Origin of the sequence: Streptomyces sp. ISL-87 (genome assembly GCF_018614095.1) — a bacterium.
In the GTDB taxonomy this organism is placed as follows: domain Bacteria; phylum Actinomycetota; class Actinomycetes; order Streptomycetales; family Streptomycetaceae; genus Streptomyces.
Genome location: NZ_JAGGOY010000046.1, coordinates 106,105 through 118,196, shown reverse-complemented (window position 1 = coordinate 118,196; position 12,092 = coordinate 106,105). Strand labels below are relative to the sequence as shown.

At 72.3% G+C, this 12,092-nt stretch carries 10 protein-coding genes and 3 pseudogenes; 4 read left to right on the top strand and 9 right to left on the bottom strand.

Features of this window, described 5'->3' with window-relative positions; all coding sequences use genetic code 11:
* Window positions 1–89 precede the first annotated feature (89 nt).
* Together J7I97_RS18390 and J7I97_RS18385 are read left to right on the top strand one after the other, a co-directional pair.
* A complete protein-coding gene (locus J7I97_RS18390) occupies window positions 90–1,556 on the top strand; it encodes a GH1 family beta-glucosidase (protein ID WP_214936206.1) in 1,467 nt (488 codons plus the stop codon).
* A gap of 57 nt (window positions 1,557–1,613) precedes the next feature.
* Window positions 1,614–1,778: pseudogene (locus J7I97_RS18385) on the top strand (substrate-binding domain-containing protein); the annotation flags it as partial.
* A 25-nt stretch (window positions 1,779–1,803) separates the two neighbouring features.
* Here J7I97_RS18385 and J7I97_RS18380 read toward each other — a convergent pair.
* The 5 genes and pseudogenes from J7I97_RS18380 to J7I97_RS18360 all read right to left on the bottom strand — a co-directional run.
* A complete protein-coding gene (locus tag J7I97_RS18380; RefSeq protein ID WP_214936204.1) occupies window positions 1,804–3,102 on the bottom strand; it encodes an MFS transporter in 1,299 nt (432 codons plus the stop codon).
* Window positions 3,099–4,202 carry a PLP-dependent cysteine synthase family protein gene (locus J7I97_RS18375; protein ID WP_214936202.1) on the bottom strand — a complete coding sequence of 368 codons (1,104 nt, stop codon included), beginning with the start codon at window positions 4,200–4,202 and terminating at the stop codon, window positions 3,099–3,101. Before J7I97_RS18375 ends, J7I97_RS18380 begins: the two co-directional genes overlap by 4 nt.
* 60 nt (window positions 4,203–4,262) lie before the next feature.
* Entirely contained in the window at window positions 4,263–4,697 is a 435-nt protein-coding gene (locus J7I97_RS18370; protein WP_251058918.1) for a hypothetical protein, read from the bottom strand.
* Window positions 4,698–4,855: 158 nt separating this feature from the next.
* A pseudogene (locus J7I97_RS18365) lies at window positions 4,856–5,248 on the bottom strand (fasciclin domain-containing protein); the annotation flags it as partial.
* Window positions 5,248–5,892 (bottom strand): annotated as a pseudogene (locus J7I97_RS18360) (molybdopterin-dependent oxidoreductase); the annotation flags it as partial. The pseudogenes J7I97_RS18360 and J7I97_RS18365, both read right to left, overlap by 1 nt.
* Window positions 5,893–6,218: 326 nt before the next feature.
* Between J7I97_RS18360 and sigK the strand changes: the two are divergent.
* Together sigK and J7I97_RS18350 are read left to right on the top strand one after the other, a co-directional pair.
* Window positions 6,219–6,824 carry an ECF RNA polymerase sigma factor SigK gene (sigK, locus tag J7I97_RS18355; RefSeq protein WP_374103671.1) on the top strand — a complete coding sequence of 202 codons (606 nt, stop codon included), beginning with the start codon at window positions 6,219–6,221 and terminating at the stop codon, window positions 6,822–6,824.
* Window positions 6,821–7,567 carry an anti-sigma factor gene (locus J7I97_RS18350; protein ID WP_214936200.1) on the top strand — a complete coding sequence of 249 codons (747 nt, stop codon included), beginning with the start codon at window positions 6,821–6,823 and terminating at the stop codon, window positions 7,565–7,567. Before sigK ends, J7I97_RS18350 begins: the two co-directional genes overlap by 4 nt.
* Window positions 7,568–7,596: 29 nt before the next feature.
* On the opposite strand, the gene J7I97_RS18345 is transcribed toward J7I97_RS18350, so the two are convergent.
* From J7I97_RS18345 to J7I97_RS18330, 4 genes are all read right to left on the bottom strand, one after another.
* Window positions 7,597–8,262: a hypothetical protein gene (locus J7I97_RS18345; RefSeq protein ID WP_214936197.1), complete on the bottom strand. Its 666-nt coding sequence runs from the start codon at window positions 8,260–8,262 to the stop codon at window positions 7,597–7,599.
* A 7-nt stretch (window positions 8,263–8,269) separates the two neighbouring features.
* A complete protein-coding gene (locus tag J7I97_RS18340) occupies window positions 8,270–9,268 on the bottom strand; it encodes an SCO0930 family lipoprotein (RefSeq protein WP_308364860.1) in 999 nt (332 codons plus the stop codon).
* Window positions 9,269–9,413: 145 nt separating this feature from the next.
* Window positions 9,414–10,829, bottom strand: a complete 1,416-nt coding sequence (locus tag J7I97_RS18335; protein ID WP_308369174.1) for an NADH-ubiquinone oxidoreductase-F iron-sulfur binding region domain-containing protein — start codon at window positions 10,827–10,829, stop codon at window positions 9,414–9,416.
* Between the two features lie 29 nt (window positions 10,830–10,858).
* Window positions 10,859–11,902 (bottom strand): hypothetical protein, encoded by a 1,044-nt coding sequence (locus tag J7I97_RS18330; RefSeq protein WP_214936194.1) that lies wholly within the window; start codon window positions 11,900–11,902, stop codon window positions 10,859–10,861.
* Between the last annotated feature and the right edge of the window lie 190 nt (window positions 11,903–12,092).

The following is a 12,092-nucleotide window of genomic DNA, read 5'->3' as shown; positions in this document are numbered from 1 at the left end:
ACCCGACCCGACTCGACGCGCCCCGTCCCATCCCCCGTTCCTGGTCCTCGTTTTCGTATCAGAATCACCTCTGCGTTGGGAGCGCTCCCATGACTACGTCCGAACCCATGTCCGAACCCTTGCCCGTCACCGCAACCCGCCAGTTCCCGCCCGGATTCCTCTGGGGCGCCGCCACCGCCGCCTACCAGGTCGAAGGCGCGGCGGCCGAGGACGGCCGCACCCCGTCGATCTGGGACACCTTCTCCCATACACCGGGCAAAATCTTCCAGGGGCACAACGGAGATGTGGCCGTCGACCACTACCACCGGTTCCGCGACGACGTACGGATGATGGCGGACCTCGGCCTGACCGCGTACCGGTTCTCGGTCTCCTGGTCCCGTGTCCAGCCCACCGGCCGCGGACCCGCCGTCCAGCGCGGCCTGGACTTCTACCGCGCGCTCACCGACGAACTGCTCGGCGCCGGCATCACGCCCGTCACCACCCTGTACCACTGGGACCTGCCGCAGGAACTCGAGAACGCCGGCGGCTGGCCGCGGCGCGAGACCGCCGAGCGGTTCGGGGAGTACGCCGCGCTGGTGGGGGAGGCGCTGGGCGACCGGGTGGAGCGGTGGACCACCCTCAACGAGCCCTGGTGCACCGCCTTCCTCGGATACGGCTCCGGCGTCCACGCCCCCGGCCGCACCGACCCCGTGGCCGCCCTGCACGCCGCCCACCACCTCAACCTGGGCCACGGACTCGCCGTCCAGGCGCTGCGCTCGGTGCTCCCGGCCCGCGCCCAGGTCTCGGTGTCGCTCAATCTGCACGAGGTACGGCCGCTCACCCCGTCCGCCGAGAACCTGGACGCGGCGCGCAGGATCGACGCGCTGGGCAACCGGATCTTCACCGGCCCGATGCTGGACGGGGCCTACCCCGAGGATCTCCGGGCGGACACGGCGCACCTGACCGACTGGTCCTTCGTGCGACCCGGCGATCTCGCGGACATCCACCAGCCGCTGGACTCGCTCGGCGTCAACTACTACACGCCGACGCTGGTCGCCGCACCGGTCGAGGGCGAGCGGAGCCCGCGTGCCGACGGCCATGGCGCGAGCGAGCACTCCCCGTGGCCCGGCTCCGAGGAAGTGGCCTTCCACCAGCCACCCGGCGAGCGGACCGCGATGGGGTGGGCAGTCGACGCCTCCGGCCTGTACGACCTCCTGACGCGGCTGGCGAAGCAGCGCCCGGCGCTACCGCTGCTCGTCACGGAGAACGGGGCGGCCTACGAGGACGAGGTCGCCGCCGACGGAACGGTAAGCGACCCGGACCGGATCGCCTACGTACAGGCCCATCTGGAGGCGGTGCACCGGGCCATGGAGGACGGCGCCGACGTGCGCGGCTATTTCCTGTGGTCCCTCGTGGACAACTTCGAATGGTCGTACGGCTACGCCAAGCGCTTCGGCATGGTGCACGTCGACCTCGAGACACAGACCCGTACCCCCAAGGCGAGCGCCCACTGGTACCGGCGGATGGCGAGCTCGGGCGAACTGCCCGCTCCCGTCGGCCCGCCGCGCGAAGCCTGACCGGCGGCGATTCGTGGCCGGGGCCCCGGGCCCGGTCCGAGAGCCCGGCTGCGGTCTGAGAGTCCCGCGGCCCTGTCCGCCCGTCCCGCGCTCACAACGGTGCGCCAGCCCTGGGAGCGGATCAGCAGCGAGATGGTGCGGATGCTGCTGGCCCGCATCAGGGGCGACGACCCGGCCGCCGTCATACTCCCCACGGAACTGGTCCGCCGCGACTCCGCGTGAACGGCACCCGAGGTCGTGATGTCCCTCAGACCGCCGCGGTGTTTCGCGTGGGCTCCCGCGCCGCCAGGCGGCCCGTGCGGTGCAGGCCGTACAGGGAAGCCGCGCAGGCGAGGCCGAGTGCGGACAGGGCGATCCACGTCAGCGCGGGCATGCCCGCCGCGCGGGCGGCGTCCAGTGCCGCGCCCGTGAGGAGGTTCCCGAGGGTGATTCCGATGCCGCAGATGGTGTTGTACAGCCCGTAGTGGGTGGCGACGAGCCGGTCACCGGAGAGGCGGACGATGGTGTCCATCTCGAAGGGGTAGGCGATCATCGTCCCCACGGCGAGCAGCAGCGCGGCGGCCATCGGTGGGAGCGCGGCGAGCAGCCGCAGTCCCGCGCCGGATTCCGGTACGGGCACGGCGGTGGCGAGCAGCAGGGGCAGGAACGCCAGGCCCATCACGACCAGACCGCGGGTCAGGGCCTGCCCGGGCTCCAACCGTGCCTTGCACCATGCGGTCACCCGGGTCTGGCAGAGGATCGTGCTCAGGCCGGAGACCGCGAAGAGCGCCGCCACGGCGGCTGCGGCGAACTCCCCGTCCCCGCCGAGCCGGCGTACCTCCAGCGGCAGGGCCAGATACACCTGGAAGGACAGGACGTACGAGCCGATCATCGCGGCCGAGAAGAGCAGGAACGGCCGGTTGGCGAGGATGCCGCGCCACTGCGCGCGCACGCTCTCGCGGCCTTCACCGCGCGGGCTCTCGCCGTCCTGCGCGCGCCGGGCGGGCAGCGCGCGGATCTGCACGATGCTGAGCAGGGCGAAGATGCCGGCCGCGACGAGGCAGGTGATACGGAAGTCCACCCCGGTCAGCACCATGCCCACCAGCGGGCCGAGCAGAATGCCCGCCTGGTAGAAGACGTTGAACAGCGCGAACGCCTCCACCCTGCGCTCCCCCGCGTCCGCGGCGAGATACGCGCGGACCGCCGGGTTGAACAGCGCCCCGGCCAGTCCCGCGGCCGCCGAGGCGGCGATCAGGGCGGGCAGTGAGTCCACCAGGCCGAGCATCGCGAAGCCGACCGTACGCAGCACACAGCCGGCCACGATCAACGGCTTGTAGCCGAACCGGTCGGCGAGCGTCCCGCCGACCAGGAACATGCCCTGCTGGCTGAAGTTCCGTACGCCCAGGACGAGTCCGACCACCCACCCGGCGAGACCGAGGGTGCCGGACAGATGGGCGGCGAGATAGGGCATCAGCATGTAGAAGCCGAGGTTGATGGTGAACTGGTTGACCATCAGCAGCTGGACACTGCGCTCGTACGAACGCACCTGCGCGAGCGTCCCCTTCACCGGGCCTCCTCCGGCGCGGTGGAACCGTCGAGGGTGAGGGGGTCGACCACGTCGGTGCACCGGGTCCAGCGGACGACCTCCTTCTCGTCCGGGCGGCCGACGACGTCCGGCTCCACGGGCGGATCCGCGTCGAGCAGCCCGTGCTCGGCGCAGTACTCGTCGTCGTACACCGTGCCGAGGTAGCGCTGCGGGCCGTCGGGGAAGACGGCCGCGATGCGCGCGTCGGCCGGCATGGTGCGCGCCAGCCACCCCGCGACCAGGGCCACCGCGCCCACGCTCCAGCCGCCGGTGGCGTAGTGCGAGGCGGCCAGTCGGCGGCAGGTCCACACCGCTTCGGCGGGGTTGACCCAGTGCACCTCGGTGAAGTTCTCGTACGCGACATTGCGCGGGTAGATGCTGGAGCCCAGGCCGCGCATCAGCCGGGGACGGGCGGGCTGCCCGAAGATGGTCGAGCCGATCGTGTCGACGCCGACGACCCGGATGTCCGGATACAGCTGACGCAGCACGCGGCCGACGCCCGCGGAGTGGCCGCCGGTGCCCACGCTGCACACGAGGACGTCGACATGGCCCATTTGGGAGGCCAGTTCGAGGGCCAGCGGGGTGTACGCGGTGGTGTTGTCGGGGTTGCCGTACTGGTCCGGGCACCAGGAGCCGGGGTGTGTGTCGAGCAGTTCGGTGACCCGGTCGCGGCGGGCCTGCTGCCAGCCTCCGGTCGGATGCGGGTCGGTGACGATGTCGACCTGTGCCCCGTAGACGCCGAGCAGGCGGATCATGGAGGGTTCGAGGCCGGGGTCGGTGACGAGGGTGACGGGGTGGCCGTACACCATCCCGGCCAGGGCCAGCCCGAGGCCGAGGGTGCCGCTGGTGGACTCGATGATCCTGCCGCCGGGGCGCAGGTCGCCGCGGGCCCGGGCCCGCTCGACCATGAACAGGCCGGGCCGGTCCTTGATGCCGCCGGGATTGAATCCCTCCAGCTTCGCCCAGAAGCCGCGGCCGGCCGGAGTCAGTGGCTCCGACACGCGCAGCAGTGGCGTGTTGCCCACCAGTGATGACAGCTCGGACTGGGCAGGCTGGGGCGTGGTGTTGATCAGTGGCTGCATGTCTGTTCTTTCGTTCTCGCTCGATGAATGCGCGGGGCGGGTTCATTTCGGGCGAGTGCTTCAGATGCGCCACCGGGACGTGCGGACAAGGGCCAGCCTGCCCGTGCGCGCTCGTCGGCGTAACGATTCGTCAGGGCGTCCGAGCAGGCGCCGCCCGGACATGGACACGGACGCGGATACGGCAGCGAGCACGCTCGCTGCGAGCGCTGCCGCGGGCGGATATCCCGCGGCCCTGGCCGTCGCGAGGACCACCGCCGCGGGCGGCGCGCACTGCGCAGCCCCGTGTGGCCGGTGAGGTCCGTAGTGCCCCGCGAAGTCCGCCACCACCACCGGTACGGCGGCGCGGGCGGGCACCGCCCCGTGCGTCCCTTCGGTCGTCCCGTGCCCCACGGCGCACAGGACGGCCATCAGCAGCAGGGTGCCGTGCACCAGGGAGAGGAGGCAGCGCAGCAATGGGCGGCCGGGCCGGTGATCCTTCGCCACAGCCGTAACCATGTCGTGATACTAGCTGCCTATAAACATTGTTCGATCAACTCCCCTTGAATTCAGCCCTAACGAGCCACGCAAATGGCCTATTCGCTGCGGCGAGTTGTTGCGCATGCGCTGGGCCGGCACCCCCTGCGGTGTCCGGCCCAGCGGCCCTGCGGGCTTGCCTACTTGGGCATGAGCACGGTGTCGATGATGTAGACCTGTGCGTTGGCGGTCCTGACGTTGCCGCAGACCACGTTCGCGCTGCCGTTGACCTTGTAGGACTGGCCGGAGCCGGAGCCGGAGCCCGAGCTGGTGAGCATCCCCTTCTGCAGGGTTTCGAAGGAGCCGTTCTCCAACTGCCGCGGGGTCAGCGGCCGGCCCACCACGTGGTACGTGAGGATCTTGGTGAGCAAGGCCTTGTCGGCGAGAACCTTGTCGAGGTCGGCCTTCGGGATCTTGGCGAAGGCGTCGTTGGTGGGGGCGAAGACGGTGATGTCCCGGGCGTTGTTCAGGGTGTCGACGAGTCCGGCCTTCTTGACCGCGGCGACCAGGGTGGACAGGGCGGGGTTGTTGTTTCGGCCAGCGGTACGCCGAGCCAGCGGGCGTTTCCCGCGTACGGGCCGCCGACCTCGTTGGACACGCAGGTCAAGGTGATGTCGCGTTCGCTGAGCGGGCGGGAGAGAAGGTCTTCGAACGTGTAGGTGCGCGGGCGGGCCACCCCTTTGCCGTGGATGCGCAGCCGCCAGGTCCCGGCGTCGATCCTCGGGACCACCAGGGCGGTGTCGACCCGGTAGAAGTCCCGGTTCGGTGTGGTGAACGCACTGATGCCGGGCACGTTCAGTACGGCGCCCCGGGGGATCGCGGGGGCCGGGGATGCGGGAGGCGGCAGGACGACCGTGTTGCGCGAGGCGGCCGCGCCCCGGCCGCGGCGGCCGTTCACCGCACGGCCGAGGACGCCCGCCCCCGTGGCGGCCACCGTGGTGGCGGAGGCCGCCAGCAGGAACCCCCGCCGGCTCCAGCCCGCGCCGACGCCCTCATCGCCGGACGGCGTGGCCGCGGGCGTGAGTCTTCCCGAGAGCACGGAGAGCGCCAGGGCCCCGGCGAAGCCGCCGGCCAGCGAGGGCAGGGCATCGGCCGCTCCGCCCGCGTCGGGCCGCAGCACGGCCGCGGCCGCGCCCACGAACCCGAAGGCCACCATCCCCGCGCCGCCCGCCCGCCGGTCATCCTCACCGTCGTCGGCCTGCTCGCGGCGGCGCTGGGCCTGCGGAAGTTGCTCACACCCGCCATTCGGCACCCTCGGCGAGGCGGATTGGCCTAGCCTCCGATGAGATGAAGATCGGTTGCGGAGTTGACGTTTCCGGGCCGCCGCCGGGACGCCGGATCACCGGCCCCATCCGCAGGCGCGGGCGCTACGAAGTCCGGTCAAGAAGCGAACTGGGCATCACCGGCATCACACCGAAGGACTGCCATGAGACGGACGCACCTTGACGGACCACCCCCGACCACCGGGCGACCCCGCACGCCGTGCGGCGGAGAGGGGCACCTGTGAGGGAACCCCTCCCCTTCATCGGCACCGGGACCGGGAGCGGGGCCGGCGCGGCCGGCGGCAACCGGCTCGAAGACCTGATGGCCCAGGTGGCCCGCGGCGACAAGGACGCCTTCGCCGCCCTCTACGACGCCATCTCCGGCACCGTGTTCGGCATCGTCGTCAAGGTCGTACGCGACCGCGCCCAGTCGGAGGAGGTCGCCCAGGAGGTCATGATCGACCTCTGGCGGCAGGCCGCCCGCTACCGCCCCGAGCAGGGCAGCGTCACGGCTTGGGCCGCCACCGTCGCGCACCGGCGCGCCGTCGACCGGGTCCGCTCCGCCCAGGCCGCCACCAACCGCGATCACCACCAGGCCACGCGGGAACAGCAGCGGCCCTTCGACGAGGTGGCCGAGCAGGTCGAGATCCGGCTGGAGAGCGAACAGGTCCGCCGCTGCATGCACGGGCTGACCGAACTGCAGCGCCAGGCCGTCACCCTCGCCTACTACCAGGGCCTGACCTATCGCGAGGTCGCGGAAACACTGCGCACCCCGCTGCCTACCATCAAGACACGCATGCGCGACGGGCTGATCCGGCTGCGCGACTGCATGGGGGTGACCACATGAGAAACGACGACATGCACACCCTCACCGGCGCGTACGCCCTTCACGCGCTCACGCCCGAGGAGCACGACGCCTTCACCGCACACCTGGCGCACTGCGCCTCCTGCCGGCAGGAGGCGGCCGAATTCACCGCCACCGCCGGCCGTTTGGCCGGCGCGGCCGCCCTGCCCGCGCCGCCCGGCATGAAGACCTCGGTCATGCACGGCATCGACTCGGTCCGCCAGCTGCCTCCGCGGCTGTCCGGGCCGGACACACCCGTCACCTTCACCGGCGTCGTGCGCCGGAAGGCCGCGCCGCTGGTGATCGCCGCCTGCCTGGCCGCGGCAGCCGCCCTGGCGGGCATCGCCGCGTGGCAGCACCAACAGGCCGACGAGGCCAGGCAGCAGGCCCAGCGCACCGAACGACGGCTCCAGGACCTCAGCACGGTCATGGCCGCACCCGACGCCCGTACCGTCCACGGCCGCACCGCTGGCGGGGCCACCACCTCGGTCGTCAGCTCGCGGCAGCGGAACAGGGCCGTCTTCATCGGCGCCGGCCTGTCGGATCCCGGAGCGGGCAGGACCTACCAGCTCTGGTTCGACGACCACGGCACCATGCGCCCGGCCGGCCTGCTGCGGCACGACGGCGCCACCCTCATGCAAGGCGACCTCGCGGGCGCCAATGCCGTCGGACTCACCCTCGAACCCGAAGGCGGCTCCCTCCAGCCCTCCAGCAAGCCCCTCATCCTGTTGGCCCTGCCCGCCTGACGGCGGACAGGGCCACGGAGGAGGAGGTGTCAGGGGGTCGGGGGCGAGACGGTGTGCTCCGGGTGGGGGTGCGCTGGGGTGTCGGGGTCTGCGGTGTCGGGGTCTGCGGTGTTGGCATCTGGGGTGCTGTGCTCTGCAGTGCTGTGCTCTGAGCCGCCGTGCCCCGGGGTGTGCTCGGCCCCGTGGGAGTCACCGGTTTCGACGGTTCCGCCGAGGTGCTCGCGTAGGGGTGCCAGGGCCTCGGCCGAGGCGGCGGTGACCACCCAGCGGTTCCCGACGAGGTAGGTGCCGCCGTACATCCGGGACTCCGCGAGCCACGCGCGCTGGCCCTGGTCGGCGCTGAAGGTGACCATGCGGTACCCCTCCTCCCCCGCCCCGCAGGCGCCTTCCTTCAGTTCCTCCGCGTCGACCGTGACCTCGGCCGCGCAGCCGAGGGCGGCAGCGATCTCCTGGAGCGTGGCGGGACGGGCGGAGGAAGCCGGGCCGGAGGAGACCGAGCCGGACGCGGCCGGGGCGGAGGAGACCGGGCCGGAGGAGACCGGGCTGGAGGCGGGCGTCTCGACCGGATCGGTACCGCCCGCGCCCCGGTGGGCCGCCTGCCCCTGCCCGGTGCACCCTCCGCACACCAGGGAGGCGATCAACACGGCGACGCAGGGCACCACGTGGCGGGCGGTGATACGGGGTGAATCCGGCATGGCTCGCTCACCCGCCCGCCGGGACCTTCTTGCCGGCGTCGTTGACCGCGAACCAGAGCCCCTGCTTGTTGTGTCCGTTGGTCTGGCCGGGCTCGGTGTCGCCGGTGAACAGATAGACCGGCCAGCAGTCGATCGTCAATTGTTCCGTGCCGTCGGGGCGCTTCACCGATCCGACCAATTTGCCGGGAATTCCGGACGCCTTTGTCTTGTCGACGGGCGCGGCGGGTTTCCAGGTGTCCAGGCAGGCACCGAGGCAGCCGAACTTCATCGGCCAGGCACTGTCCTTGTTGAATCGGTAGAGCGTGCGTCCCTGGCCGTCCACTAGAATCTTTCCGAGCTTTTCGTTCGTGGCCACGGAGAGTTCGTCACCGGACTTGGAATTCTGGTCGATGGCCTTCTTCCCGTCGGCTGCCAGCGCGTGCCACGTACCGCCGACACCCTCGCCCTTCGCGTCGCCCGCCTGACCGTCCTTGGCGTAGCGGTACACGGGCCAGCCCGCGAGGGTCAGCTGCTTGCTGCCGTCGGACCGGACGACCTCGCCGAGGAGGCCGGGGTCGATGCCTTCGGCGGCTGAGGCGTCGGACGCCGACACCGGCGGCCACGCCGTGGCGCAGTCGCCTTCGCAGGCGGACTTCGGGGGCTTGGCCGTGTCCTTGTCGAAGCGGTAGAGGGTGGCCCCGGCGCTGTCGGTGACCACCTTGCCCACCTCCGGGATGTCCCGCAGGGCCAGCTGTCCGGCCGGCCCGGTCTTCCCGGCGGCGGAGTCACTTCCGGTGCCGGTTCCGGAGCCGCTTCCGTAGCTCGATCCGGCGCCGGCCGCGGAGTCCGCCCCGTTTCCGTTCGACCCGTATCCCGAGTCATACCCGCTTCCGAGGACCTTGCTGCCGCCAGCGGGCTGTACGGAATTCACCGTACGGGCGGTGTCGGCACCGCTTCCGCATCCTGCCGCCAGCAGCAGTACCGCGGCGACCGATCCGACAGCTGCCCCACGACGCTTCTTGTTCACGATCTCTCCTTCGGGTCAATCCCGGCGCTTTCGTGTCCTCGGTCATTCATAGGGCCTGCTGGGCCTGTCGAATTCAGATTCCCGGGAATTTGTCAGATCGCGCCAAAGGGTGAACTCCTATCGGCCACAGCCGTTTACCGGCAGCTCATTCCTGAATGCGCAGGGCGAGCGCCGGACAGCGGCGCACCGCGCGGAGCGCCTTCGGCCGCAGCCTTCCGGGGACGGGCATGACGCCCTGCGCCGGGTATCCGTCGGCGCCCAGCCGGACGACGTCGGGCAGCAGGTCCACGCACAGCCCGTGGCCCTTGCACAGCGTCCAGTCCACGACGAGCCGTTCGGGGTTCTCGTCGGCCGGCAGCGGCAGGGCCCCGAGGACGCGGCGCCCGCAGCCGCTGCCGAGTGCGTGGTCGCGGAGCTCGTCGGGGAAGACGGCGAGCCCGGAGGCCACGAAGGAGGACGTGCCGTCAGGGTGGCTGCACGCACCGCGGCCGCGTACCGCGCGCATGCGCGCCTCCACCGCTTCGAGTGCGGCTCGCCCTCCCCCGCCCACCAGCTCCTCCACGGCGTCGGCGAGCGAGGGCAGCCCTCTGACGCACGGCCCGCACTGGCCCGCGGACTCGTCCGCCATCCAGCGGGTCACCCGGGCGATCTCGCCGGCCGGGCACGTGTCCTCGGGCAGCGGCAGGACCGCGCCGGCCCCCAGCACCGCGTCGTACGAGGCCAGGGAGTGCCGGGAGAGCGCCGCCGAGCGGGCCGCGGCCGGGCTGAGCCACCGGCCGTGGTACCCGCCGACCAGGACACCCTGGCCCGGCCCCGTCCCGCACAGGTCCAGGACGTACGCCAGCGATGTCCCGGTCGGCACCTCGACGACCGTGGCTCCGGCGACCGTCAGCAGAATGGTGCCCGGCTCGGCCGGCAGCCCGGCCATGCGGTAGCCGGCCGCGCCGAGGCGTGCGGCGACGGCCAGTTGGGCGTACGTCTCCGTATTGGACAGCAGGGTGGGCTGCCCGCCCAGCCCCCGCTCGCTGGTCCGCACCTTCTGCCCCGAGGGGAGCGCGGCGCCGCCGTCCAGCCCGTTGACGAGGGAGGTCCCCTCGCCCGTGACGAAGCGCTCGGGCAGCCTGATGACGCGGACCCGGCGGCCGGCCGGGCCCCGTTCGGCGACGGCTTCGCGCACCGACTGCTCCACGTCCTCACGGGTCACGCCGACGACGACGTCCTCCGCGCCGAGCGCGCCGGCGGCCAGCAGGGCGCCGTCGAGCACCATGTGCGGGACGTGCAGCAGCAGGGCCGTGTCCTTGAGGCAACTCGGCTCGCCCTCACTGCCGTTGACGACGACGGCGGTTCCACCGTCCCGCCCGCGGGCGGACCGGGTGACGGCCCGGAGTTTGCGGGCGAAGGGGAAGCCCGCTCCCCCGCGGCCCCGCAGGTCGATCCCCTCGGCGAGCTCCACCAGGTCATCGGGGCGGTACGCGGGCAGCGCGCCGTGCACGGAGAGGTGGCCGGTGCGATCGAGCCGCGCGGCCGTGTCGAGTCCTGCGAGCAGCCGGGGCTGTCCCACGCACCCCAGCGCCGGCCGCGGAACACCGGTCACTGCCGCCCCCGGACACCGTCGAGCGGCTCACCCGGCCGGTCCTCCGCGGCGACTCCCCGCGCCCTCGGGATGAAGACCGCGGTGTACTCCCCTACTGGCTGCCCGCTGAACGAGGGCCGGGGCGCGGGCTGTTCCGGGGTCGGCGCGAAGGGGCGCCCTTCCAACTGCCCGGCGAGCCGCGCCGTCAGCCGGGCCGCGGACTGCTCCGCGGGCTGCCGGACGAACGGCCTCGGGGTGCGCGGCGGCGCCTGCTCCGGCTTCCGGGGAGCGGAGGGCGGCACGACGGCCGGCCGGGTGGGCTCGGCCCGCAGCCTCGCCCGGAGGCGGACGGCGAGCACGCCCGCGACGCCGATCAGGCACAGGGCGTACGCCACGGTCACCCAACCGCTCGCGGGACGGCCTGCCTTCAGCCCGTGCACCAGGGAAGCGCCCCACGCCGGGTACGCGCCCATGTGCAGGGCCCGCCACCACATGGACCGGCCCTTGGTGGCGAACGCGCTGCGGACCGCGCCGGAGACCGCCACGGCGACGAAGAGGTATCCGGCCAGGGTGCCGAGTCCGATGAGGAGGGGCCTGTCCCGGTCCGCGAAGGGCACCAGTACGGACGCGGCCCCCGTCTGCGCCTCGGCCACCTTGACCCAGATGTGCAGGGCGAGGAAGCCCAGTCCGGAGACGGCGAGGCCGCGGTGCGCCCCTTGGGCGAGGAGCCGGTGACCGGACGTCAGCAGGGTACGGTCCGTGGCCACCAGGCCCCACAGGACGGCGGAGGTGAGCGAGACGAGCGAGAGCACGCCCGCCCCGTAGTCGAGGAAGTCCCACAGGTGCGTCAGGGCACCCGCCCGGGCCGCCACGGCCAAGGAGGCCAGGGAAGCCAGGACGGCGACGCCCAGGGCCGAAGGGTGCAGACCGCCGGCGGCGGAGAGCAGGGGCGGGCGTCGGAAGGCCCGCCGCCCGGCGGCCGCGGCAGTGGCCGCACTGGCATGACGTCTGGTGCGGCGGGCCCGATGTGAGCGCGGAATACGCGTCTGGGGCAAGGGCATCTGGTACTCCCATACGCCCAGGCCCGAGCACTCCACCTCGCACTCGGCGCCCGGGGCAGTCGTCGGAACTGCTCCGCAGCGGGCGGGAGATGGGTGCCTCGCCGACCGGGAGCGGGGGCCGGAGTGCAGAAGCATCGTGGAGGTTCGCAACCTCTCCACAGTATTTATCGAATCGTGACAAGTTCTTGCG